Raw genomic sequence first — 24,508 nt, forward strand, 5'->3', positions numbered from 1 at the left:
GCGGGCGCGGTCGCGGCCCAGCCGGGCGCCGCCCGGGTCGCGCCGGCCACCGCGGCCGCGACGTCCACGGCCGTGCCGACGGGCACCTCGCCCACCGGGTCGCCGGTCGCCGGGTCGGTCACCGTGAACGCGCCGTCCCCGCCGCCGCGGCTCCAACGCCCGCCCGCCAGCGTCCACCTGTCGCCTCGTCGCATGCCCGTGAACCCCCTGTCCCGTGAGATCTCGACCGCGGTCACCTACCCGGGGAGCGGCGCTTCAATGACGGCGGGGACCTGCGTCAGTGCTCACTTACTGGATCGGCTACGGTGGATCCCCACGCGAGTTCGAGGGAGGCGCGGGTGGACTTCGATCTGCCGGAGAACGCGGCGGCGGTGCGCGAGGGCGTGCTGGCCATCGCCGGGAAGTACGACCAGGACTACTGGAGCCGCTGCGACGCCGACAAGCGGTGGCCGGAGGAGGTCTGGCGGGAGCTGGTCCAGGGAGGCTGGCACAGCCTGGCGATCCCCGAGGAGCACGGTGGCGCGGGCCAGGGCCTGCTGGAGCTGGCGGTCGCGCTGGAGGCGCTCGCCGAGGGCGGCGCGGGCGGCGCCGCGTCGTTCATGTACCTGCTCACCCCGGCGTTCGGCGGGCTGACGATCGCCCGGCACGGCACCGAGGAGCAGAAGCGCGAGTTCCTGCCGCGGATCGCGGCGGGCGAGATCGAGACCTGCTTCGCGATCACCGAGCCGGACGCGGGCAGCAACGCGATGAACATCACCACGCAGGCCCGCCGCGACGGCGACGGGTTCGTGGTGAACGGGCAGAAGATCTGGATCTCCGGGGTCGAGCGCGCCGACTACCTGGTGCTGGTCACCCGCACGATCCCGGCGGCCGAGGCCAAGCCCCGCACGAACGGCTTCACCGTCCTGCTGGTGGACATCAAGCAGGCCGTCGCCGACGGAACGCTGACCTACCGGCCGATCCCCAAGCTCGGCACCAACACCGTCGCGTCGAGCATGGTGTTCCTGGACGGGGTGCGCGTCCCGGCCGACCGGGTCCTCGGCGAGGTCGACCAGGGCTTCGCCGTGCTGTGGGACATCCTCAACCCCGAGCGGATCCTGGCCGCGGCGGGCGGCGTCGGCTCCGGCGACCTCGTGCTGAAGATCGCCTGCGACTACGCCACCGAGCGGGCGCCGTTCGGCAAGCCGATCGGGTCGAACCAGGGCATCGCGTTCCCGCTCGCCCGGATCAAGGCGCAGCTGGAACTGGCCCGGCTGATGACCTACAAGGCCGCGTGGCTGTGGGACCGGGGCCGTCCGTGCGGCTCGGAGGCCAACATCGCCAAGCTCACCGCGGCCGACGCCGCCTGGCAGGCCGCCGACCGCGCCTTCCAGACCCACGGCGGCATGGCGTACTCGCTGGAGTACCCGGTCGCCCGGATGTTCCGCGACGCCCGCATCGCCAAGAACATCCCGGTCGCCGAGGAACTCGTCCTGGCCCACATAGCCCAGCACGAACTGGGCCTCCCCCGCTCCTACTGACCGCCGGCTTGCGGCGAGCCGTCCTCATGTCGCGCGCCATGGGGACGGCTCGCCGGTTCTAGCCGCCTTCGGGGAGGCGGACGGACCGCTCCGGGTCGTGGGCGGTGCGCAGCTCCCGCTTGAGGATCTTGCCGGAGTGGTTGCGGGGCAGCGCCTCGACCACCTCGTACCAGCGCGGGCGCTTGAACCCGCCGAGCAGGGCGCGGCAGTGCTCGTCCAGGTCGGCGGGCGTCGTCCCGTCGCGCACGACGACGAGCGCCTTGACCGCCTCGCCCCACCGGCGGTCCGGGACGCCGATCACCGCGGCGTCCAGTACGCCCGGATGCCGGACGAGGACTTGCTCGACCTCGGCGGAGTACACGTTCTCGCCGCCGCTCTTGACCATGTCCTTGGCGCGGTCGACGAAGAAGAAATGGCCGTCGGCGTCGCGGCGCATCAAGTCGCCCGTGTGCAGCCAGCCGTCGGCCATCGGGTCGGGAAGCCCCGCGTACCCGGCCATGACGCTGGCGCCGCGCAGCAGGAGCTCGCCGACTTCACCGGGAGCGTCCGCGCCGTCGAGTGCCAGGTCGAAGGGCGGCAGGGGCAGGCCGACGGTGCCGGGACGCTCCAGCTCGTCGTCCAGCGTGCTGATCGTGACGAAGTTGCCGGCCTCGGTCGACCCGTACACGCCGCGGTACCCGATGCCGAGGTCGCGCAGCGCGGTCAGGGTCGCGGCGCGCTCGGTGGCGGCCATGCCGAACACCAGCCGCAGCGAGCCGGGCGCGGCGGCCGGGTGCCGCAGCGCCCGCCCGGTGCCCATGGGGAAGATCGCGACGGTGACCCCGTGCTCGGCGACGAGCGGCCAGAGCACCTCGGGAGACGGGCCGGGCGGCAGCACGACCGCGCCGCCCGCCGCCAGATGGCCGAGCGCCGCACCGTACCCGGCGACGTGGAACAGCGGCAGCGCGCCGAGGAGCCGGTCGGCGCCGGTGATGCCGAACGCGTGCACCGCGTTGGCGGTGGCGGCGACCCACCCGCGGTTGGTGAGCAGGCAGCCCTTCGGGCGGCCGGTGGTCCCGGACGTGTAGAGCTGGATGATCGGCGCGTCCGAGGCGGGACGCGGAAGCTCGTGCGGCGGGGCCTCGTCGAGCGCCCGGTCGAGGCCGGGCCCGATCGTCCAGTGCGTCAGGTCGAGCAGCCCGGACTCGCGGGCGAGCCCGTCGAGCGCGGGGTGGACGACCGCATGCCGCGCGGCGGCGTCCTCGACCTGGAACCGGATCTCCGCCGGAGCCAGCCGGACGTTCAGCGGCACCACGACGGCGCCGATCAGCGACGCGCCGAAGGCGGCCTCGATCGCCTCCGGCGCGTTCACGGTCAGCAGCGCGATCCGGTCGCCGGCCCGCGCGCCCCCGGCGGCCAGCAGCCCGGCCCAGCGCTCGACGCGGGCGTGCAGCTCGCGGTAGGTGCGGATCCGTCCGTCCCAGGCGAACGCCGTCCGCTCCGGCCAGAGCGCGGCGCCGCGGTGGGCGAGGTCACCGAGCAGCATCCCCCGATCCTTCCGAACCGCGTTCGGATCAGTCAATGTCCGGACCCGTCCGGCCGTTGCCGAGATCACAACGCGGGGCCGCGAGCATGGGGGCGGCATCCCGCCGCAGCGCCGAGGAGAACCGATGCCGAGGGCGTACGCCAGCGCCGTGCTCAACGCCACCGCCGACGAGGTGTGGGCCTACCTGCGCGTCGCCCCGGTGACCGGCACCGGGCAGGCGCTCGTCGAATGGTGGGGCGAGTTCTCCGCCGACCCCGGCGACGAGGAGGCCATGGACAAGACCCTGTCCCACGGCATCTACGCCACCGGCCTGGACGCCCTCGCCAGGCGCTTCGCCTGACGCCCCGGCCCGCCCGGACGCGCCGGACGCGCGGCGTTCAGCGGAACTCGGGCGGGCGCTTCTCCCGGATCGCCGCGACGCCCTCGCGCACGTCCGGGCCGGCGAACCCGAAGAACTCCATGGCCAGCGACGCGTCGAAGGTCGGGCCGGCCAGCCGCAGCCAGTTGTTCAGCGCGTGCTTGGTGAACGAGATCGCCTCCGCCGGCCCGGCGGCGAGCCGCCCGGCGATCTCCAGCGCGCGCTCGTGCACCTCGCCGTCGTCCACGCACACCGAGACCAGGCCGATCCGCTCGGCCTCCTCGCCGGTCAGCACGTCGTTCAGCAGCAGGTAGTACTTCGCCTTGGCCATTCCGCACAGCAGCGGCCAGATGATCGCCGAGTGGTCGCCCGCCGCGACGCCGAGCCGGACGTGCCCGTCGATGATCTTCGCGGAGCGGCCCGCGACAGAGATGTCCGACAGCATGGCCACCGCCAGCCCGGCGCCGACGGCCGGGCCCTGGATCGCGCTGACCACCGGCTTGGCGCAGTTCAGCACGTTCATCACGATGTCGCGGGCCTCGCGCATGATGCGGCGCCGCGCCGCGTGGTCGTCCATCATCTCCTCGATCATGGACATGTCGCCGCCCGCGGAGAACGCCGTCCCCTCCCCGCGCACCAGCACCGCGCGGACCGCGTCGTCGGCGTCGGCGTCCCGCCAGATCTCCGCCAGCTCCCGGTGGCCCACCGTGTCCACCGCGTTGAGCTTGCCGGGCGTGCTCATCGTGACGCGCAGCACCCCGTCCGCCGCCCAGTCGAGCTTCAGCCGCTCGTACCTGCCGTAAACGCCGTCCACGTCGCTCATGCCGCGCTGCCCTCCCGCGCTTGATCGCCGAATGCCGCGCGCAATCGTCGCACAGCGAACTCCATCGCCTCGGCGCCGGCGTCGAAGATCTCCGGGAGCAGGAAGAACGAGTGCACGACGCCGTCGTAGCGGCGCGCCCGAACCGGCACGCCGGCCTCGGCGAGCCGCCGCGCGTAGGCCTCGCCCTCGTCGCGCAGGATGTCGTACTCGGCGGTGATCACGGTGGCCGGGGCCGCGCCGGCGAGGTCCGGCGCGCGCAGCGGCGCCAGCCGCGGGTCCGCGGGGTCGGCGCCGCCCCGGTACAGGTCCATGAACCGGGCGAGCGTCGCCGCGTCGAGCCCGTAGCCGGTGCCGTACTCGCGCCAGCTGGGCGTGTCCATCGCCGTGTCCGTCACCGGGTAGACCAGCAGCTGGTGGGCCAGGGGCAGGCCGCGGTCGCGGGCCAGCAGCGCGACGCCGGCGGCCAGGTTCCCGCCCGCGCTGTCGCCGGCCACGGCGAGCGCGCCCGGCTCGGCGCCGTAGCGGTCCGGTTCGCGGGCCACGGCCGAAAGGACCGCCCAGGCGTCGTCCACCGCCGCGGGGAACGGGTTCTCCGGTGCGAGCCGGTAGCCGACGTTCAGCACGGCGCATCCGGCGCCCGCCGCCAGGTCGCGGCACGCGGCGTCCACGTTGTCGACGCCGCCGAGCACCCAGCCGCCGCCGTGCAGGTAGACCAGCGCCGGCAGCGGGCCGCGCTCCAGCGGCTCGGGACGGTAGAGGCGCACCGGCACGGGACCGCCCGGGCCCCGTACGGCCAGATCCGCCACGTGCGGCAGCTCGCGGCGGTCGACCGGGAAGGCCTCGCCGATCCTGCGGCGCATCGCCTCGATGGCGGGCAGGGCGTCCGCCTCGACCGGCGGGGCGTCCGGGGGCAGGGCCGTCCAGGCGGACAGCAGCTCCAAGAAGCTCACGGTCTGCGGATGCAAGGGCATGCGGCGGCCTCCGGGGGGCGATGTGCGCGGAATCTACCGCTTCGCCTTCCCCGGCACGCGGGGGATCAATCCCCCGTCAGCGGCCGGCGGCCTCGGCCACCAGCGCCTCGAACAGCCGCTTGTCGTCGCCGTCTTCGGGGTGCCACTGCACCGCCAGGCCGAACCGGTGGCCCTGCAGCTCCACGGCCTCGACGACCTGGTCGTCCGCCCAGGCCACGGCCGACAGGCCCTTGCCGAGGCGGCTCACCGCCTGGTGGTGGTAGGTGGGCACGTCGGCGGAGTCGCCGAGGATCTTGCCGACGGCGCTCGTCGCGCTGATCTGCACCCGGTGCGTGCCGATCTTCCCGACCTCGGGGGCGTGCGCCTTGTGCCCCACCGCGTCCGGCAGGTGCTGGACGAGCGCGCCGCCGCGGGCCACGTTGAGCACCTGCATGCCCCGGCAGATCGCCAGGAACGGCAGGTCCGCGTCCACCGCCGCGCGCACGAGCGCCAGTTCGAAGCGGTCGCGCTGCGGCTGCGGCGGCCCGGTCTCGGCGTGCCGCTCGGCGCCGTACAGGTCGGGGTCGAGGTCGCCGCCGCCCGCCAGCACGAGCCCGTCCAGCCGGGACACCAGGGCGGCCAGCCCGCGCAGGCTCCCGGTCGAGGGCACCATGACCGGGACGCCGCCGGCCCGCTCGACCGAGCGGACGTAGGACGCCGGCAGCAGCGCGGCCTCGCGCACCCACACGCCCCAGCGGGCCGGTTCCTCGTACGTGGTAATGCCGATGAGCGGCGGCGCCCCTCCCCCTGCGGCGGGGCCCGGAGCCCCTCGGATCGCCTCTGACATGCGTGGATTCCCCTCTGCTGAGCACTGGCCACGGGTCGGCTACCGATATGTGGTGATTGACCACCGTTGCGTGCACATCATGGCGCATCACCCGCCCCCACGGGCCGCCCCGCCCCCGGCCTTTTCCTGGCAAGCTTGCCGCACGCCCTGGATCCGCGCAGGCCGAAGCCCCCACCCCGGGACCGGCCCCCGACCTGGACGATCATGGTTCCGCGGCGCCGGCCGCGCCGCGTCCACCGCGCGGAGAACATCCCCTACCGGACGAGGAAATCTTCTACCGAGGCGTAGATCCGTCCACTGATCCCGTTCGGTTCCGCTCCGGGGACCGCCGCCCGGATTCGGGGCGACCCGTCCGCGAGCATCAGCGCCTACCGAAATACCGGCAATCCTTGACGATCATCCGGGGCAAAGCAGGTACCGATCAGTATTCACCCCATATGTCACGTTAATTTTGATCACAGAGAATTGATATCCGATTACTCTTCGTGACATCAGAGGTCGGTCGAAGCACGGAACCTTGAGGACGTGGGATTTCCGATGCGAGAATCTCACCGAGCCGGGCACCCGGCGGGCGCGGAGGGCGCCGAGTGGTCACCGGTGCCGGCCGCCATCCGCCGAGGGGACGTGCTGCCATGTCAACGGAACCCCGAATGCTCAAGGAAAGCTTCAACCGCCTCGAAAACCGCTCCGACAAGGCCGTCGGCTATTTCTACGGCCGCCTGTTCGCCGCGCACCCGCGGCTGCGCGCGCTGTTCCCCGTCGCGCTCGGCGACCAGCGCGCCCGCTTCTTCCTCGCGCTCACCCGCATCGTCTGGAGCCAGGACAACCCCGAGGAGCTCGCCGCCTACCTGACCGGCCTCGGCCGCGGCCACCGCAAGTACGGGGTGACGGCCGAGCACTACCGCGCGGTCGAGGACGCCCTCATCGCCACCCTGCGGGTTTACGCGGCCGACGTCTGGAGCCCGCGGGCCGAGGAGGCCTGGGTCGAGGCGTTCCGGTCCGCCTCCGCGACGATGATCGAGGCGGCCGAGCGGGACGCGGGCGGCGCCCCGCCGTGGTGGACGGCCGAGGTCGTCGAGCACGACCGCCGGTCCGACGACCTCGCCGTGCTGACGCTGAACCCGGAACGCCCGCTGCCGTTCGCCCCCGGCCAGTACCTGACCGTGCAGACCTTCCGCTGGCCGCGCGTCTGGCGGCCCTACTCGATCGCCAACGCGCCCCGCTCGGACGGCCGGCTCCGGCTGCACGTGCGGGCGCGGCCGGGAGGATGGGTGAGCGGCGCGCTGGTGCGCGGGACCGCGCCCGGCGACACCGTCCTGCTCGGGCCCGCCACGGGCACGATGACCCTCGACCCGGACTCCGGCCGCGACCTGCTGCTGGTCGCCGGCGGCACCGGCCTCGCCCCGGTCAAGGCGCTCGCCGAACAGGCGGTCATGTCCGGCCGGGAACGGCGGGTGCGCCTGGTGGTCGGCGCCCGCACCGAGTCCGACCTGTACGACCTGCCGGACCTGCGCCTGCTGGAGGCGGCGTACCCGTGGGTTCGGGTGCACCCCGTCCTGTCGGACGAACCGGGGTCCGGCGGCCCGCACGGCACGCCCGCCGACGTCCTGGGCGATCTGGACGACTGGGACGGAGCCTGGGACGACCGCGACGCCTACGTCGCCGGACCCGCCCCGATGGTGCGGCGGACGGTGGCCTGCCTCCAACGGCTCGGGGCGCCGCTGGAGCGCATCCACCACGACCTGCTGAAAGCCGAGGAGTGACGGGCCCTACCAGCCGGCGCGCTCGCGCAGGAAGGCGGTGGTCGCCTCGTCCGCCGGGTAGAACGACTCGATCGCCAGCTCGGCGACGGTGATGTCCACCGGCGTCCCGAACGTCGCGATCGTACTGAAGAAGGAGAGCTCCCGGCCGCCGACCCGCATCCGCAGCGGGACGAAGACGTCGTGGTCCGCCGGCGGTGCCATCGCCTCCCCCACGTCCCCGGGGAAGCTCCGCAGCTCCTGGTACAGCTGCGTCAGCGCCGAGTCGGCGGTGAGCGCGACGTGGCGGCGCACCCGGTCGATCATGTGGGCGCGCCATTCCGCCAGGTTGAGGATGTTCTTGGCCATCCCGTCGGGATGCATGCTGAGACGCAGCACGTTCAGCGGCGGCTCCAGCAGTTCCGGAGGCGCGCCCTCCAGGAACAGCTGCGCGGCCCCGTTGGAGTCGATCAGGTTCCAGAACCGGTCCACCACCACCGCCGGGTACGGCTCGTGGCCTTCCAGCACCTGCCGCAGCGCCGCCCGGACGCTGTCCATCCGGGGTTCCTCGATCGGCGTCTCGTCGAACACCGGCGCGTAGCCGGCGGCGATCAGCAGCAGGTTCCGGTCCCGCAGCGGCACGTCCAGATGCTCGGCCAGCCGCAGCACCATCTCCCGGCTCGGCACCGACCGGCCCGTCTCCACGAAGCTCAGGTGCCGGGTCGACACGTCCGCCTCCGACGCCAGCTCCAGCTGGCTCAGCCTGCGCCGCTGCCGCCACGCGCGCAGCTGGTCTCCGATGGGTCGCACGTCGCTCAACGCCGTCGTCATTGTCGTCACGCCCCGACGCTACCGGCGCCGCGTCATGCCGGCGATTACCCCGCAGGTAATCCGCCCACCCACGTCAGCCGCCTCCCGCGGCCGGAAGGAAGCCAACTCAGGCGGACTTGCTCCCTGGCGTCTCCGACCCGGCGCTGAAGACCGTGTCCATGACCTCGGCTCCACCCGTGATCACGGGCCTGAGCCGGTGACGTGTGGGCCGGCGTTGTATTGGGCGGCGGCGACGCGTGGAGTTGGGTGCCGGCTTTGGCCCAGGCGTATTGGGTGAGGCCGGAGCAGTCGAAGCCTTTGGTGCCGGCGCCTTGGGCGATGCCGTAGCTGGGGCCCGCTGAGCCGCCGCCGCCCCAGGAGTAGGGGGTGCCGAGCCAGTGCAGCGCGGCGCGTACCGCGATGGTGCCGCGGCCGCTGGCGGCGGGTGCGGGGGTGGCGTAGGCGGCGGCTTGGTCGAGGACTTTGTGGACGTACCAGTCGGCGTGGTTGTACTGCCAGATCGCCTGGTGGAGGTGCCGGCCGCCTTGGCCAGCGTGGTTGGCGCACAGGTAGTGGGCGGCGCCGTAGATGGCGTCGGCGGGGTTGTAGCGGTCGGTGTGTCCGTCGTGGTCGCCGTCGACCCCGTAGCTGGCCCACGTGGCGGTGAGGAACTGCATGGGCCCGCCGGCGCCGGCGCTGTTTTGGCCAGTGTGGATGCCGAGATTAAGACGGAATCAGCTCACGGACATCATCAACCAGCTCGAGCAGCACATGGAGCGATAAGACCGTGAAATGGCGCAAGAGTTCCTTCAGCGGCGGAGCAGACGACCAGCACTGCGCTCAGCTGGGACGTCTTGCGCCAGAGGTCGGTATCGGGGTGCGGGACTCGAAGAACCCTGGCGGCGGGCATCTCACCCTCACGTCCACCGAGTTCGCCGCACTCCTGACGCGCATCAAGCGCGCCCCGGCCCCCTGACCCGCGCGCCCCCGGGCGGGGACGTGCTTGTGCCAGGGGGCCGTCGGCCAGGGCGAGGCCGAGGCCGTGCGATGTGAGGAGACGCCCGATGCTCGGTCACACGACGGCCCCGGCGCACGAGGGTCAGGCCGCGTCGTCGTCGGTGACGACGAGGCGGGCGAAGCCGTCGCCGATCTCGGCGTTCTCGGGTGCGGACGCGACCACCTGGTAGGACTGCGCGACCGTCGCCGCGATCGTGTCACCGGCCAGCGGCACCTCGAAGGACGCCGCCGTCGCCCCGGCGGGGACGACGACCTGCCGGGCGACCTGCGCGATGACCGGCGCCGCGCCGCTGGCGATCGACTGGACGTTCACCGTCACCGGGACGGTGCTCTTGCGCGACAGTGCGAGCGTCATCGTCGCGGTGCCCGGACCGTCGCCCTCGGGGACGGTCAGGTCCCGCACCGACACCTGCGGCAGCGCCGACGCGTCGGCCCTGCCGGTATCGGCGCCGGTGAAGGCAAGGTCGGCGAGGTACACGCTGCCGGTGCCGCTCGCCGCGGACAGGCGGACGGAGGCCACCGAGGACAGTTTGAGGCCCTTCAGCGCGGACACCGGGATCCGCACCGTCCGCAACCAGGTCTTGGGCAGCGGTGAGACGGTGCCGGGGAACGGGGTGAGCGCGTCGCTCACGTCCGACAGCCGGACGCTCTTGCTGTAGCCCTTGTCGTCCACGACGGTGACGGTCAGGTCGGCCGCGGTGGTGGATTCGTCCAGCGCCGCGCGGAACGTCAACGCGTCGTACCGCTTGACGTTCGCGGCCCTGGCGGGGACGGCGGCCGCGACGTACCCGGTCGGGTCCGTCCAGGTGAAGTGCAGGACGGGCGTGGCCGGCACGTTCGGCGCGTAGGTCGCTGGCGTCCACGAGGGCGCCTGCGAGGTGGTGAGCCGGGTAGCGCAGGACGGCAGGCCGCTCTGAATGGAGCGATCCAACATGCTGGCGCAGATCACGCCGGTGGCCGCGCCGCCGACGGTGACCGAGCCCGGCAGCGAGGTGAACGCGGCGACGTCGGAACGTTCCTTCGCCGGAGCCTGGGCGACGGTGTGCACGACCGCGCGGCCCGCGGAGGCGGCCGTGCCGCCGCTGCCGTCGAACAGCGGGAGGAACGCGTCCTCACCGCCCTGGACGAGGCGGAAGAATCCGGCGATGTAGGCCGTGCCGACCTTGTACTGCTCGGCGGCCGACAGCCGGGTGGGCGCGGTGTTCCCGCAGACCGGGTCGGCGTTGTTCGACCAGTCGTCGCCCGCCGGGAAATGCGCCGTCCCCGGCGTCCACTCGGTGTTGAAGAAGTTGTGGTCGGCTCCCATGACCAACTGGGCGGCGCGGAACGCGCGGTCGCCGGCGTCCGCGTACAGGGTGTCGTCGTAGAAGTGCTGTCCCTGCTGGTTGGAGACGTCGCCGTCGCAGTAGGGCAGCAGCACCCCCATCGGGATGTTCGGCAGCGTCGCCCGCGCGAAGTCGGTGGGCGCGAGCGGCAGCACCGCCTTGATGCCGTAGGGGTGGTCGCGGCCGTCGTTGAGCAGCGCGGCCTTGACCACGCCCTCGCCGCCGCGCGAATGCCCCATCAGCCCGATGTCGTTCATGTCGAGCCGGTTGTCGAAGATCGCGCCGAGCGGGCCCTTGCCCTTGGTGCCCTGGGCCAGCAGGTCCAGGTGGCGCATCACCAGTTCCCCGCGGGCGAGGGCGCCGCGGTCGTCGCTGTAGGGGTTGTCGGCCGCGTTGACGCCGTTCGCGCTGATCGACACGACGGTGTAACCGTGGCTGGCGAGGACCTTCGCGGGCTCCTGGTACCCCTTGTAGCTGTCGATCGGCTTCTGCCCGTCCGGGCAGGGCCATTGGGAGTTCGACGTCGTCCAGGCGACCGGGTCGTAGCAGGCCGAGTGGCGGCCGTGCAGGAACAGCACGAGCGGCCCCTTGCCCCGCTTGTCCGGCAGGTACGCCTCCGCACGGACCTCGGCCTTGCGGCCGCCGAGGCCGGACGGCTCCATCGCGGTGTCGCCGAGGTCGTAGCCGGTCACCTTCACGCTGTACGGGCCGGGATCGGCCGGGTCGACCGGGAGCTCGCCACCCCGGGCGGACGGCGCGGGCGCCGGCGCGGCCTTGGCCGACTTCGGCGCCGTGGCGGACGGCACCTCGCCGTTCCATGCCACCTTGACCGACGACGGGTCGGCGGCCTCGGGGGCGGCGGTGACGATGGTCAGGGTCCTGCCGTCGGGGGACTCCTGCGCCGGGCCGAGCGATCTCCCGTCCACGGCCAGTTCGGGGACGGCGTCGCGGACGGGCAGCGGCGCGTCCAGCTTGAGGGTCAGGCGATGCCCGCCCTGGACCGGTTCGACCGTCCAGGCCGGGGGGTTCGGTGCGGCGTTGACCGGGGAGACGGACAGGACGGCCGCCGCCAGGGCCGTCACCGCCACGGCGGCCTGCCGGCCGCGTCTGTGCACGCGCATGCGGTGCCTTTCGAGGACCAGACCCCGGAGCGTCGGGCGACAGGTGTGTCACACGACGTCTGAAGAGGTTTGTGAGGTTTGTCCTCGCATGGGACCGCAGCCACCGGCGCGATCGCGTTACGCGATCATTGCCTCCCCGTTAACCTCGCGACCGTCCGGCCGAGGCCGTCCACCGGACGGCCCGCGGCCCTGCGGGGCCGCCCGCGGTGCCGCGGACCGGGCGCTTCGGGGAGGACGTGCGGAACGTCCTCGCAGCGTCCATCACCGACGTCCTCACCCGCACCGGCACCACGCTGCAGGACGGCGACACGCCACCACCCTCAAGCAGTGGCACATCCTGCGTAAGGCCCGCCGCTCACCCAGCCGCATGACCGCTGTGTTCAAGCGATCCTTACCCTCGAATACTAGGACCGATGACGATGGAATCACCTCAATGATCACCCGCTTCCCACCAAGATCACTTTCCATAATTGGAGAGATACCGCCCAGGTCACTGTCGGTTCTCAGAGTCCTCCGCCCTGATGCCCGAAGTCGTGTGCGCTGCTGTCCGTGGCACGTGTCTGATGATTGACACCCCATCCACCGTTCATACCGCGATGAACACCTGGTCCGGCGCCTGGGCCTCTTCCCGGCGCCGTTCGGCTGCGGCTCGCCAGGCGGCGGCTTGCTGAGCGCGCTCCTCAATGATCTTTATGGTGGTGATGCAGGCGCTCGTGTCGGTATGGCGTTCGTCGCATGGGAACTGGACCTCGCGCCATCGTGAGGCGTCGAAGTAGCCGCAGGGGTTGATCAGCAAGCCTGACCCGCCGGTAACGTCTCAGACGAGCGGGATCGAGGGCTGCCCACTCCGGCAGGCCCTACGGGCGTGCGGCGTGGGTGCCGGTCCCTCCGGCTGTGCCGATCGGACGGCGAGCCACTCAGGCCGCCCTTGCTCGTCTGAACCCGACATGTCGGCCTCGTGAACGTGACTTTCGAGGCGGCCGGTTCAGCAAGCCCCAGTTGACGATCTAGAGCGCGTCCAATAAACATCGATCTATCGGTCCGGTCGTTGCCGGCCGATAACGCGGCGGTTCGAGCCGGGTGCGAGTCCGCCGAACTTTAACGCCACCCCATCCGCTCAGCGGGATCAGTCAGCAGACTCGGCAGAATGATGCCGCCTGTTCCCTTCCAGAAGGCCATCGATTCCATCCAGAATCCGGGTCAGACCGAAAGTCACATCGCTGTCGTCGATGACGTCTGAATAATCAGACCCCACCATCAGGGACGCCACAATCGGATATCCGTGCTCGTGCAGCAATGGCAGCAGGAATTCCTGCACGGCGGTCGATTGAACGGAGTCCGCGCCGTTCTGCCTGAGGTCGCGGCGCACGCCGGCGATCCGGCGCGCATACAAGTCGAGCAGTAGCGCGCATTGAATCGCCTCCTTGGGGTCGAGTCCTGCGCCGGTAAAGGTTTGCAAAATGACCTCGGTCCAGCGCAGCAGGTTCGGCGTCAACGGCGCGCCCCGGGCGGGCAGGTCCACCAGCCAGGGATGGACATCACATCGGTCGATCATCGCCTGGGTCCAGGCCGTCGCCGCGGTTCGCCAGCGACCGGCATCGGACTCCAGATCCGGGGCGGGGCCCCACCCGGCTTCGGCGACCAGCACCAGAAGCTCGTCCCTGGATCTGACATACCGGTAGATCGCGTTGGCCGTGAGGCCGAGCTTCTTGGCGAGCTTCGGCATCGACAATGCCGCGAAGCCGTCCGCGTCGGCCAGGTCGACAGCCGCCTCGACGACCTGCTCGACACTTCGGGACGGCGTCCGCCCGAGCCTGCCCGTCTTGCCGGGCAGCCCCCAGGCGAGGGCCACCCCCGGCGGTAGCTCCAGCGGATCAACGCCAGTCGACATCAGTGGATCGCCCTCACAGAACTTGCCGAACGCTTGACTTCGTGCGCCCCTTACACTTTTATTCGTGTGAGCCTTACACGAAGAGGATCGGGGACGTGAACACGTGAGATGCCTCCCGCAAGGCCCAACAACAGGTCGCAACCGCTCGCGGCCCACCATGCCAGGTCACCTACGGACACTACTCGCCGCAGCGGTGCTCTTCGGCGCCTCGGCATGCGCCGAGGCGGCCGATGTCAGGCCGGCGAACCACGCCGAGACGGGCCGCGACTACCCTACGGTGATCTCGACCGATGCCGGCGCCGTACACGGCATGCTCACCGCGAACGCGCGGTTGTTCCAGGGAATCCCGTACGCGGCGCCGCCGTCCGGGCCGCTGCGCTGGGCCTCCCCCCGGCGTGCCGCATCATGGCCGGGAGTCAGGGACGCGACCAAGCCCGCCAACCGGTGCGCGCAGGCGAAGGGATTGATCGATGACGCCAGCGACGCTGAGGACTGCCTCTACCTCAACGTCGCAACGCCCCGCCACAGCAGCGCTCGCAAACTGCCGGTGATGGTGTGGATCCACGGCAACGGCTTCATCAACGGCGCCGGCAGCCTCTATGACGCACAGCGCCTGGCGAGCACGGGCAACGTGATCGTGGTGTCACCCAATTACCGCATGGGCATCTTCGGATTCCTTGCACATCCCGCCCTCGATCACGGTGCGGCACGGCATCTTTCGGGCAACTTCGGACTCGAGGACCAGCAGGCCGCGATGCGATGGGTCCAGCGCAACGCGTCGGCATTCGGTGGTGATCGGGCGAACGTCACCATATTCGGCGAGTCGGCAGGAGGTACGAGCGTCTGTTCCCATCTCGTGGCCCCCGGCTCGGCAGGGCTCTTCCAGAAGGCGATCCTGCAGAGCGCGCAATGCACCGGAGAGAGATGGTCACCGGGTCCGCCGACCTGGTTCCCACTCCCTCGCAAGGAGCGCGAGCAGCACGGACTCGACGTCGCCTCCAAACTCGGCTGTCCCAAGGTCCGCACGGCCGCGGCCTGCCTGCGACGCAAGTCACCGGCGGAACTCGCCAAGTGGTCCGACGTCGACCTCGGATCCGGGCCTACAACGGGTGGCGGCGTGCTGCCCCTCAGCCCGCAGAAGGCGTTCACCACGGGCCATTTCACTCGCGTGCCGCTCATCGAGGGAACCACGCGCGATGAGCATCGCCTCTTCACCGCCGCCATGGAGGTCGCGACCGACAAGCAGACGACCGACGCCAGCTACCGGGATGAGATCCGCAAACTCTTCGGGCCGAGCGACTCCGCACGGGTCCTGGCTCGATACCCCGTCGCCGCTTTTCACTCCGCCGGCGAGGCGCTGTCCACCGTCGTGACGGACTGGGCATGGGGCTGCCCCGTTCTCGATCGAGACCGCGTGCTGGCCGCACACGTGCCCGTCTTCGCTTATGAATTTAGCGACGAGGGTGCCCCGTGGTTCCCCGACCTGGCGAAGCCGAACTTTCCCACCGGTGCATTCCACGGCGGTGAGCTGCAGTACCTCTTCGACGACGAGCAGCTTCCCGGCCCGGCGACGGCAGCGCAACGCCGGCTCTCGACACAGATGATGCGCTACTGGGGCCGATTCGCGCATACGGGAAACCCGAACGGTCCCGACGTGCCGAAATGGTCGCCATTCCAAGCGGGCGAACACGTCCAATCGCTTGCGCCGGGCGCGATCGAGTCGGCGGATCTCGGCAAGGAACACGGGTGCGCCTTTTGGGCCTCGATCGGCGACTGATCGCATGATGCGACCCGCGCACGCGGGGACGGCCCGGCGAACTGATGACCGCTCTCGGCGTCCAGCATCGCTCTCCGCACGCGGGACCATCGGAACCGGTCTCCCCCACCGGACAGCCGATCCATCAGCCAAAGCCGACCACAACCCCTGGCCGCAGGCCGCCCGGCAGTTTCCAGGGCTGTCCGAACAGAACCCGCTGGGACGGGTTGATGCGTTCGATCACGGCCAGGATGTTCGTCACCCTTGATGACGTCGTGCAGGGGCTCGGTCGCCCGGACGAGGACACCCGTAACGGCTTAGCGCACGGTGGGTGGGCCGCAGTACAACGAGGAGGTCACGAGGCGCGAACTGGCCAAGGGATGAGCAAGCCCGTGGACATGCTCTTCGGCCGCCGGACCTGGGAGGATGCCACTAGAGAAGAGGAGCTGTGATCACATACGCCTTTGACGAGGACCGTCACGCCATCGTCGCAGTGCGTGAAACCGGCTCGAACTGCTCCGCCTCCACTTTCGCGGAACTACCACGCGATATTCCGGCCGCCCCGATCAGCCACCTCGCTCAGGCTCTGCCCCAGTTGTCCGCCCAGGTCTGGCGCGCCTACATCATTGAAAGGGCCGAACTCGGCAATCTCACCGACCGCGCTCGCCAAGCTCTGGCCCTTATGCGCGCCGACGCCTCGCCCGTTCAGGTCCAAGCCGCCGACAAGATTCTCAACGCGAACCCGTTCGGCAATCCAAGTCTGTTCACCGAAATCGAGCCTGCAGCCGCCGCCATAGCGGCGGCGCACTGACTCCAAGCCGCCGCCAATGTCACCACGGAGATCACTCAGGTCGAGATACGCGCCCTGCAGCACCAGGATCCAGGCCTCCCACCGCGCAGACAACGAGCGCTCCGGTGAGCTGGAGCAACGCTACCCGCGGTCGTCCGCTCTCCAGACGACCCGCGCGCATGTTCCGGCGACATCGGGGCATCGCACATCCTCCTCGTGAACCGAGCAGGGACCGTCGACGGGATTGAAATCGGTGGAGGCAGCAGGATGCTGGAACTGCCTGCGAGGAAATGCTTTCAGCAGTGCTGCGTGCTCCCGTAGAACAACAGCGGGGTCAACGTCCCTCGGGTGCCCGCTCCGAGCAGCGCTACGGGCGGCATGATTGAGCCTTCTACCAGCGGGGTGATGGACCGTCGTTGGTCGAAGCCGGTCCGGTGTGTTCACAGTGGTTGGCCGGTTGCCCGTCGTTTGTGAGGAGCGGATCGGGCCGGGTCGTAGCGGAAATATCGCTGGTCCCAGTGCCGAGGAGAGGGGCCAAGGCGCCGGTGCGCAAGCGGGCGACCAAGGGCGTGAAGAGGTGACGCAGAGCCAGGCTGACCAGGTAGGCGATAGGAAGGGCGAGGATCGCCGAGCCGATGATGTCGTGGGGATAGTGGCCGCCGACGTAGACGCGGGTGAAGGCCTCCAAGACGGCGAAGACGGCGGCGATGGCGCTCAGCTGGCGGTCGAGCAGGAAGAGCGCCGCGACGGTGGCGACGGCTGCGGTGGTGTGTCCGCTGGGGAAGGCGTAGTCGCTGGGAACCGGGCAGGCCTCGACGATGAACGCATGTGGCATCGAACGGCAAGGCCGGGGTTCCACCGCGATCTTCTTGATGACCTCGGCGGCGGCGAAGGCCACCGCGACGCTGAAGGGCGCGGCCAAGGCGATCGTCATGGCGGACGCGTCACGCCGGCGCGCCATCCACCAGCCCGCCACCATCAGGACGGCGAAGACGACCAGGCCCGCGTTGGTCCACCACTCCATCGGCGCGTTGAGCCACTTGGTCTCGCGGGCGAAGTCGGTGACGGCGGTGAACAGGGATCCGTCGATGCGCGAGCCGTCGAAGGCCAGCGGCACCGGGGCAGCTGCGGTCATCAGGCGAACTTTCCAACTCGGCCCCAGCCGCCGGCCCCGTTCGAAGGGCGTCCAGAGCATCCGGTGGCAGGTTCGGCACAGCACGCCTTCTCGCCCTAGGCAGCACGGTGATGAGGCCGGGGAGCACGCTGCGACGGAACCTGATCTTCTACAAGCTTGTAGAAGATTTATGAGACTCTAGACGATTGCGGATGGGGAACCAAGTCGTGAACGCCGAGCGCACTTCGGCCGACCAACGGCCGAACGGGCGAACGGGGAAGCCGGACTACCGGCCGTCAAGCGCGGCGGGGGACGTCGACTGGCGTTGCTTGAGACGGGAGGCGACGTGAACGGCCCCGTTCACATCACGCACTCACCCGTGCCGCCCGGGTAAGAGTCACCGACGTGGAGCCCGCGCGTCCAACCGAACCGGCGCCGCCTGCCCGCAGCGGGCAGCGCGTTTCGATTCGTGCGCCGCCCGGCTATTGAGTTACTAGGTCTGAGCTGTGGTTATGCGGCGTGCTGGTATTCCTTGGTATGGGCGGCTCGGCGACCAGCGGGCGGCTCCTACGCGCCCCGAGGAACTGGACGAGACGGTCGGGCAGCGCGTCCTGCCGGACTGCGGAAGCGGGCATGACGGTTCCCGCTGACCTGCGTTCCTGACCGTCCATTCGGCCCTCGGTATCGCGAGGTCGTTCGGCCGCTGGACACGAGCGGCCGTCCCCGCATGACAATGGGAGCCGTGAACGTGGAACTGGCTGATGTCGAAGTGTTCCTCGCGCTTGCCGAGGAACTGCATTTCGGCCGCACCGCCGAACGCCTTCACCTGTCGTCCACGCGGGTCAGCCGGCGCATTCAGGTTCTGGAGCGGGAGGTCGGCGGCCCGGTGTTCACGCGCACGACCCGCCAGGTGGCCCTCACCCCGCTCCGCAGACGGCTGCGCGACGACCTGCGCGAGGCGCACGACCGGTTCAGCGCGGCGATCACGACGGCGCGCACCGCGGCCCGGACCCCGGCCGGAGTGCTGCACATCGGATTCGTCGTCACCACCGCGGGCACCGAACTGGACCGGCTCGTCGGCGCGTTCGAGCGAGAACACCCCGACTGCACCGTGACGCTGCGCGAGATTCCCCTGGGGAACCCGCTACCGGCTCTGCGCGGCGATGATATCGACGTGATGGTCAACTGGCTCGTCCTGGACGAGCCCGACCTCACCATCGGGCCGGTGATCGCCGAACATCCCCGCGTACTCGAGGCACGTAGCCATGCCCCGGCGCCTCCATCGCCGCCTCTGCCCGCGGACGTTCGACCGTAGGCTGTGCCGCAAGCGCGGGGACCACCCCTACCGAGCTACTCGTTCACACAAAGGGCCCGCTGGGCACGGCAGGCGTTCCATCTCCCCCCTGGCAAGAGCACGGCATCCTGCGCGCGCTGTTCGACGAGGTCACCTGGGATGAGCAGGCCCGGATGTGGGTGCGCCGGTACCGGATCGCGTATCTGTCGATGACACGCAAGAACGGCAGGACCGAGATCGCCGCCGGATCCCACCACGCAGAGCGTCCCGGCTCTCATCGGCCGAAGCCCCCGACCGCCCGCTGAAGGCGTCACGGCAGGATCCGGGCCAGGACAGCCAGCCTCAGCTCCCCGTAGGCGGCGTCGAGGTCGAGGCCCGACGGGGCGACGAGGTGCTGCTGAGCGATGCCGCGCAGCGCGCCGAGGAACCAGGCGGCCAGGCCGCCGGGGTCCACGTCGTCCCGGATGGCGCCCGCGCCCTTGGCGCGGGCGACGAGGTCGGCGATGCGGCCGCGCATCCGCAGGTCCAGTGCGGCGAACTCGTCCTTGACGGCCGGGTTCCGCCCGATCGCCTCGGCCATCAGGTTGTGGTGGAGCGCGAACATCGCCGGCTGCTCGGCGAGCAGCCGGCGATGCGCGCCGATGCCGGCGGCGACCAAGGCCTCCGGTGACGTCGCGGCGCGTTCAAGATCCGGTAGCAGCATGCGCTGCTCCCACTCCTCCACCACATGCCGGACGATCGCCAGGAGCAGGGCCTCCTTGGAGCCGAAGTGGAAGTTGACCGCCGCGCGGCTCTGTCCGGCGCGGGCGCCGATGTCGGCGACGGACGTGGCGTGGTAGCCGCGCTCGGCGACCAGGGCGATGGCCGCGTCCACCAGTTCCCGGCGGGACGCCGCCGACCGCTCTGCCTGGGTGGGCACCCGCCCTCCTCCCCTCGGAAACCGTGCCGGTGAACCTATCGCGCTTGACACGGGCGGACGGGGTCGATCACGCTTACTAAGCGAACGTTTAGCAAGTTTTGCCCCGGCCCGGTCCCCGCCCAGGCCGTCCGCGCGCGACCACGAACCCGGAGGCTCACATGCACGTTCCGCGCTTACCGCGCCTGTCCGCCATAAAGACCCTGTCCGCCGCAAAGACCCTGGGCACTGCCAGGGCCCTGCTCGCGGCACTCGCCCTACTCCCCCTGACGGCCCTCACCGCGTCCCCCGCCCGCGCCGCCACCCCAGTCCTCCCCAACCCGAACTCGCAGGGCATCACGCTGAACAGCCTCACCGAGGTGAACGGCAATCCGCGCATGCTGGACGCGGTCGTCAGCACAGCGGCCATCTTCGAGCCCGTCCACGTGCGCATCTACCTGCCGTCCACGTACAACAACTCCGGCAACACCACCCGCTACGACTCCCTCTACCTGCTGCACGGGGCGAACGACCCACTGGACGCCGCGCTGCCGTGGGCTGACACGTCCACCGACTCCGGGCAAATCGCGAACACGCTGGCGACGAGCGGCAGCCCGTTCGACGGGATCGTGGTCATGCCGGAAGGCGGCAAGTCCGGCTTCTACACCGACTGGACGAAGGGCGACAAGGGCGGTCGCCGCCCGCTGTGGGAGACGTTCCACATCCAGCAACTGCTCCCTTGGATCGACGAGAACTTCCGGACGGCCGCCGACCGCGGCCACCGCACCGTCGCCGGGCTGTCCATGGGCGGGTTCGGCGCGCTCAGCTACGCGGCACGCCACCCCGACCTGTTCTCCGCCGTCGGCGCGTTCTCCCCGCCGTCCGACATCCGCACCGACACCGGGACGCGGGAGCTCATCGTGTCCAACAACCTCACGCTGATCTCGGGGTCGGCGATCACCGAAGCCGAGCGGCCGGTGAACGGCGGTGACGGCGGCTACCTGGCCGCCGACATCAAGGACGTCTTCGGCGATCCGGTAAGCACCTGGACGCGGCTCAACCCGCTCGACCTCGCCGCCGTCTACAAGAACGAGGGCATCAAGCTCGCGCTGTACTCCGGCAGCGGCTACGACTCCGCGCACGGCGTCGACCTCCTCGAAGCCGGCGTGAAGGGCCAGTCGGACAACTTCCACGGGGCGCTCAACAACGAGGGCTTCACCCACCGCTACTGCCAGGGAAGCGGCACCCACCACTGGGAGTACTGGCGAGCTGACCTGAAGGACTTCCTGAACTACCGGTACGGGACGCCCCCCGCCTCCTGCCCGAACGGCTGGGGCGCGCCCAAGCCGTAGATCCACAGAACCGTAGATTCGGGGGGCGGGGAGGAGGAAACCGTCCCGTCCCCCCGACCGGCGCACGGCATGGACATGCCCTGCACGCTGTCCGCCAACAAGCTCCGGAAGTGGGCGGCGAAGGGACCGCGTCGTGGCGTCGAGGCGTGCTGCAAGCTGGGACGGACGTGTATCGGCGAATCGCCGACCTTACGTCCGCCGAAAACGACGTCCGCGCCGGTCAATCGGCATGTTCATACTCGTTGAGGATTCCGCTCAGACGTTGGGTTCTTCGAACTTTCAGGTGAGCAATCTCCTCCGGTTCGGTGATCGGTGGACGCACGGCTTCAGCGGGCGGGTGTCAGCGATGCCCGCTGAGGCCGACTCAGGTTGTAGAAGGTCGCCGAGCACCAGCAACTCGCCGTACACCCGTCAGTAGCCCCAACTGGGGTTCTCCCGCACCAGGCGAAGGACGAGGGCGCGGATGGAGCGGACGGTCGGTGGGCGGCCCGGACGCTTGGGCGTCGAGCCGGCAGCGTGCCGCCCGGCGACCAGGTCTCGGTGCCAACGCAAGACCGTGTCCGGCCGTACCAGCAACCGCATCCGCCGCAACACCGCGAGAGGCAACCGGTGCGGCAACGCCGCCAGAAGCGCCCGGCCCGCCGCAGCGAACCGCACTCTCTTCCCGGCCGGCTGGCGCTCCAGCCCGGCGATCTGATGCCGCAGCACCAAAATCTCAGCGTCCTTCTCCCGATCGGGGCTGGTCAAGCCCCGTGCCGAAGCCCGCATCCCCTGCGCGTCCCACCTGCACGGGCGTGGTTTTCGGCAGACACAGAGTTCGGCGATGTCGCGCAGCGAGGCCACGGAGTTGCCGCGCTTGCCGAAGCCGACATGTGCCGCCCGGACGATGGCGTCGCGCCAGGCATTGGTCTTGGCGTGCAGGCCGCACGCCTTCTCGGGTTGCATCGCGCGCTTTCCATGCACGGTGACTAGTGTTCTGCGCCTGAAATCCGTTGTGTAAATCTATGTGGGGCCGATGGCGAGGACGGGGCGGCCGAAGGCGCCGTTTTCAGTGACCGCGGTTGAACGAGCGGAGTTGGAGCGCGGGGCTCGGGCGGCGACCTCGACACAGGCGTATGCGTTGCGGTGCCGCATCGTGCCGGCATGCGCGCAGCCCGGTGCTTTCCACACGCATGTGGCCGCCGAGTTGGGCGTCTCGCCGCCGACGGCGCCCCGAGTGGCGCCGCCGGTTCATCGAGCACGGCCTGGCCGGGCTGGCCGACGAGCCTCGCCCCGGCCGGCCGCCCTCGATCCTGCTGGACAAGGTCCAGCAGGTGGTCACGCTCACGTTGGAGCAGACCCCGCCGGGCGCCACGCACTGGTCGAGGGCCTCGAGGGCCGAACGCACCAGGCTGAGCAAGTCCACCAACGGACGGATCTGGCGCCGGTTCGATCTCAAGCCGCACCGGGCCGTGGTCCTGTGCGCGGACGAGCATCGCAGATGCAGACCCTCGACAGGTCACAGCCGGTGCTGCCGATGATGCCGGGCATGCCCGAGCCGACGCACCCACGACTACGCCCGGCACCAGACCACCAGCCTGTTCGCCGCCTTCAACATCGCCGAACTGCACCGCCGACAACGCGCGGCCGAGTTCAAGAAATCCCAGGTCGCGATCGACAAGACCGTCCCGGCCGAGCTGGAGGTGCGTCTGGTCTGCGACAACCTGGCCACCCACAAGACACCGCTCGTGCACGAATGGCTGGCCCGCCACCCCCGCTTCCACGTGCATTTCACCCCGACCGGATCGTCTTGGCTCAACCAGGCCGAGCGCTGGTTCGTTTACCTCACTACCCAGCTCACTCAACGCGGCGTCCACAGAAGCCTCCACGCCCTCGAAGCCGACATCCGCGCCTGGGTCCAGTAGTGGAACACCAACCCCAGACCGTTCGTGTGGACCAAGACCGCCGAAGAGATCCTCGACTCCCTCGCCCGATATCTACGACGGATTTCAGGCGCAGAACACTAGCCCTCGATGAAGATCAGGTCGGTAATGGGCTTGGTGAGCCGGACGGTGTCGCCGGTGACCTCGACAACGGTGTCGAATCCCGTCGCGTGGGCGTCGGAGATGATGTACAGCCGGTCGTTGAGACCGGCCATGTACGTCTTGAACCCGGCCAGCGATGGATCGCCCGGTGCGAGGGCGTAGTACTCGGCGAGGCGGCGAAACAGCTTGGGCACGATGACCAGCCGCTCGGACAGGTCCTGCTGGGCGTGAATGGTGGCGCCACTGGTGGTGGCGTCGGAGTCCCAGACCCCTGCCTTGGCCGCGCGGGCGGTGTCGGCGGCTTCGGTCAGCGTGGCTCGAAGGTCGGGGTAGAGCTTGCTGTAGAAGGTCGGGTAGACCAGCCCGTCCGCCAGCAGCCGGTGGTTCACGCTGGTCTTCAGCAGCGCGGAGTCGGTGAAGACCGGCCGCAGGTCGGGGCGGTCGGTGTCGCCGGCGAAGGCGAACGCGACGGGGCGGCCGTACTTGTCGCCGAACCGGGTCAGGATGTAGCCGGGTGTTGCGTCCGGGCTCGCACTGGTGACGACCTCGCCGGTGCGGATCACGTCGGTGAATCCGAGCAACTCGAGGAGGCGGGCGCCAGCGGCGTGCGCGAGTTCCAGCGGCTGGTGCAGGGTGTGGCCGCCGTGCCCGGGCGGCGTGTAGTGGGTCTCCAGCGCGTCGATCGCGTCCAGTCGCAGTTGGGCCGCACCGCTCGCGCCCAGGCGCACATCCAGGTGCAGTCGGGTGAACGCGTCCGGGGTGCTCGGATAGAAGTGCACGGAATCCCCGTCGGGCTGACTGCGCACGATCCGATACTGGCCCTTGATCAGATACAGCGACACCGCGCTCTCCTCACAGCCGACGACCTCGTACAGACCAGAGTCAAACAGGGGTCAGGCGGCTACGCACCGTCCTAGCCAAGGTTGGCCACAAATTGATGGCTCGGAGCTATCCCCGTCTGCGAGCAAATGAGCACAAACCAGCTGCTTCACTCCCTCTAACACCACCCCGCCTAGCCTCACTAACCAGTACTGCCGGGCGGGAACTAAACGAAGGCAGTGGGCCCGGCGTCGTGATCGCCCGGGTGTCCGCACTTGCCGATAGCTCCATCCGTGCAGGTCAAGTGAGGCCACCGACTGGCATGCCACAAGATCGTCAAGGACCCATGCCGGCTCGTTGTCGGCTCGGCGGTTCCGAACGGACCGGCATGCGGCGGCATACTTCGACACAAAGTTCGGGCTCAATGCGGACAGATCAGCACAGGCTGACACTGAGGGAGCCGCTCTGATGCGACAGTTTCAGACTATTAATCCGGAGGCTACACAACCCTGCATCATTCCAGAATGACACAGACATA

General features: G+C 70.1%; 22 protein-coding genes and 1 pseudogene. 9 read left to right on the forward strand and 14 right to left on the reverse strand.

The window, feature by feature from the left end; translation table 11 throughout:
- A partial coding sequence (locus ABD296_RS29135) for an aldehyde dehydrogenase family protein (protein ID WP_344274049.1) occupies positions 1–194 on the reverse strand: 194 nt, incomplete at its 3' end.
- 144 nt (positions 195–338) lie between these two features.
- Between ABD296_RS29135 and ABD296_RS29140 the strand changes: the two genes are divergently transcribed.
- Positions 339–1,520 carry an acyl-CoA dehydrogenase family protein gene (locus ABD296_RS29140; RefSeq protein ID WP_344274054.1) on the forward strand — a complete coding sequence of 394 codons (1,182 nt, stop codon included), beginning with the start codon at positions 339–341 and terminating at the stop codon, positions 1,518–1,520.
- 58 nt (positions 1,521–1,578) lie between these two features.
- Here the strand turns inward: ABD296_RS29140 and ABD296_RS29145 are convergent, their stop codons facing one another.
- On the reverse strand, positions 1,579–3,045 hold the full coding sequence (locus ABD296_RS29145; protein ID WP_344274056.1) for a class I adenylate-forming enzyme family protein: 1,467 nt from the start codon (positions 3,043–3,045) through the stop codon (positions 1,579–1,581).
- Between the two features lie 124 nt (positions 3,046–3,169).
- Here ABD296_RS29145 and ABD296_RS29150 point away from each other — a divergent pair, with 124 nt between their 5' ends.
- Complete coding sequence (locus ABD296_RS29150) at positions 3,170–3,385, forward strand: SRPBCC family protein (RefSeq protein ID WP_344274058.1); 216 nt, start codon at positions 3,170–3,172, stop codon at positions 3,383–3,385.
- Between the two features lie 37 nt (positions 3,386–3,422).
- On the opposite strand, the gene ABD296_RS29155 is transcribed toward ABD296_RS29150, so the two are convergent.
- From ABD296_RS29155 to ABD296_RS29165, 3 genes are all read right to left on the reverse strand, one after another.
- Complete coding sequence (locus ABD296_RS29155) at positions 3,423–4,226, reverse strand: enoyl-CoA hydratase/isomerase family protein (protein WP_344274060.1); 804 nt, start codon at positions 4,224–4,226, stop codon at positions 3,423–3,425.
- Entirely contained in the window at positions 4,223–5,197 is a 975-nt protein-coding gene (locus ABD296_RS29160; RefSeq protein WP_344274063.1) for an alpha/beta hydrolase, read from the reverse strand. Before ABD296_RS29160 ends, ABD296_RS29155 begins: the two co-directional genes overlap by 4 nt.
- 76 nt (positions 5,198–5,273) lie before the next feature.
- On the reverse strand, positions 5,274–6,023 hold the full coding sequence (locus tag ABD296_RS29165) for a gamma-glutamyl-gamma-aminobutyrate hydrolase family protein (protein ID WP_344274066.1): 750 nt from the start codon (positions 6,021–6,023) through the stop codon (positions 5,274–5,276).
- A 650-nt stretch (positions 6,024–6,673) separates the two neighbouring features.
- Here ABD296_RS29165 and ABD296_RS29170 point away from each other — a divergent pair.
- Positions 6,674–7,786: a globin domain-containing protein gene (locus ABD296_RS29170; protein ID WP_344274069.1), complete on the forward strand. Its 1,113-nt coding sequence runs from the start codon at positions 6,674–6,676 to the stop codon at positions 7,784–7,786.
- 6 nt (positions 7,787–7,792) lie between these two features.
- On the opposite strand, the gene ABD296_RS29175 is transcribed toward ABD296_RS29170, so the two are convergent.
- Positions 7,793–8,593 (reverse strand): helix-turn-helix domain-containing protein, encoded by an 801-nt coding sequence (locus tag ABD296_RS29175; protein ID WP_344274216.1) that lies wholly within the window; start codon positions 8,591–8,593, stop codon positions 7,793–7,795.
- Positions 8,594–8,637: 44 nt separating this feature from the next.
- Positions 8,638–9,288 (reverse strand): lytic transglycosylase domain-containing protein, encoded by a 651-nt coding sequence (locus ABD296_RS29180; RefSeq protein ID WP_344274219.1) that lies wholly within the window; start codon positions 9,286–9,288, stop codon positions 8,638–8,640.
- A gap of 71 nt (positions 9,289–9,359) precedes the next feature.
- On the opposite strand from ABD296_RS29180, the gene ABD296_RS29185 reads away from it, so the two are divergent.
- A complete protein-coding gene (locus ABD296_RS29185; RefSeq protein ID WP_344274072.1) occupies positions 9,360–9,548 on the forward strand; it encodes a DUF397 domain-containing protein in 189 nt (62 codons plus the stop codon).
- 123 nt (positions 9,549–9,671) lie between these two features.
- Here the strand turns inward: ABD296_RS29185 and ABD296_RS29190 are convergent, their stop codons facing one another.
- From ABD296_RS29190 to ABD296_RS29200, 3 genes are all read right to left on the reverse strand, one after another.
- Positions 9,672–12,035, reverse strand: a complete 2,364-nt coding sequence (locus tag ABD296_RS29190) for a poly(ethylene terephthalate) hydrolase family protein (RefSeq protein ID WP_344274075.1) — start codon at positions 12,033–12,035, stop codon at positions 9,672–9,674.
- A 586-nt stretch (positions 12,036–12,621) separates the two neighbouring features.
- The gene (locus tag ABD296_RS29195) at positions 12,622–12,831 is read right to left on the reverse strand and encodes a hypothetical protein (RefSeq protein WP_344274077.1); all 210 of its coding nucleotides are present in this window, start codon (positions 12,829–12,831) and stop codon (positions 12,622–12,624) included.
- A gap of 330 nt (positions 12,832–13,161) precedes the next feature.
- Entirely contained in the window at positions 13,162–13,926 is a 765-nt protein-coding gene (locus tag ABD296_RS29200) for a TetR/AcrR family transcriptional regulator (RefSeq protein ID WP_344274080.1), read from the reverse strand.
- Between the two features lie 193 nt (positions 13,927–14,119).
- Here ABD296_RS29200 and ABD296_RS29205 point away from each other — a divergent pair, with 193 nt between their 5' ends.
- Together ABD296_RS29205 and ABD296_RS29210 are read left to right on the forward strand one after the other, a co-directional pair.
- Positions 14,120–15,703: a carboxylesterase/lipase family protein gene (locus tag ABD296_RS29205; protein ID WP_344274083.1), complete on the forward strand. Its 1,584-nt coding sequence runs from the start codon at positions 14,120–14,122 to the stop codon at positions 15,701–15,703.
- 427 nt (positions 15,704–16,130) lie between these two features.
- Positions 16,131–16,493 (forward strand): hypothetical protein, encoded by a 363-nt coding sequence (locus ABD296_RS29210; RefSeq protein WP_344274086.1) that lies wholly within the window; start codon positions 16,131–16,133, stop codon positions 16,491–16,493.
- 370 nt (positions 16,494–16,863) lie between these two features.
- Here ABD296_RS29210 and ABD296_RS29215 read toward each other — a convergent pair whose 3' ends face one another.
- The gene (locus tag ABD296_RS29215; protein WP_344274089.1) at positions 16,864–17,607 is read right to left on the reverse strand and encodes a phosphatase PAP2 family protein; all 744 of its coding nucleotides are present in this window, start codon (positions 17,605–17,607) and stop codon (positions 16,864–16,866) included.
- Positions 17,608–18,328: 721 nt separating this feature from the next.
- On the opposite strand from ABD296_RS29215, the gene ABD296_RS29220 reads away from it, so the two are divergent.
- On the forward strand, positions 18,329–18,901 hold the full coding sequence (locus tag ABD296_RS29220; RefSeq protein ID WP_344274092.1) for a LysR family transcriptional regulator: 573 nt from the start codon (positions 18,329–18,331) through the stop codon (positions 18,899–18,901).
- A gap of 289 nt (positions 18,902–19,190) precedes the next feature.
- On the opposite strand, the gene ABD296_RS29225 is transcribed toward ABD296_RS29220, so the two are convergent.
- The gene (locus ABD296_RS29225) at positions 19,191–19,799 is read right to left on the reverse strand and encodes a TetR/AcrR family transcriptional regulator (protein ID WP_344274095.1); all 609 of its coding nucleotides are present in this window, start codon (positions 19,797–19,799) and stop codon (positions 19,191–19,193) included.
- A gap of 158 nt (positions 19,800–19,957) precedes the next feature.
- Here ABD296_RS29225 and ABD296_RS29230 point away from each other — a divergent pair, with 158 nt between their 5' ends.
- Positions 19,958–21,127: an alpha/beta hydrolase gene (locus ABD296_RS29230; RefSeq protein WP_344274098.1), complete on the forward strand. Its 1,170-nt coding sequence runs from the start codon at positions 19,958–19,960 to the stop codon at positions 21,125–21,127.
- 411 nt (positions 21,128–21,538) lie between these two features.
- On the opposite strand, the gene ABD296_RS29235 is transcribed toward ABD296_RS29230, so the two are convergent.
- Positions 21,539–22,072, reverse strand: a complete 534-nt coding sequence (locus tag ABD296_RS29235) for a hypothetical protein (RefSeq protein WP_344274101.1) — start codon at positions 22,070–22,072, stop codon at positions 21,539–21,541.
- A gap of 70 nt (positions 22,073–22,142) precedes the next feature.
- Between ABD296_RS29235 and ABD296_RS29240 the strand changes: the two are divergent.
- Positions 22,143–23,133: pseudogene (locus ABD296_RS29240) on the forward strand (IS630 family transposase).
- On the opposite strand, the gene ABD296_RS29245 reads toward ABD296_RS29240, so the two are convergent.
- Positions 23,130–23,993, reverse strand: a complete 864-nt coding sequence (locus ABD296_RS29245) for a hypothetical protein (protein ID WP_344274104.1) — start codon at positions 23,991–23,993, stop codon at positions 23,130–23,132. The pseudogene ABD296_RS29240 and the gene ABD296_RS29245 sit on opposite strands and share 4 nt — an antisense overlap.
- Between the last annotated feature and the right edge of the window lie 515 nt (positions 23,994–24,508).

This window comes from Actinomadura napierensis (genome assembly GCF_039529375.1).
Classification (GTDB): Bacteria; Actinomycetota; Actinomycetes; order Streptosporangiales; family Streptosporangiaceae; genus Spirillospora; species Spirillospora napierensis.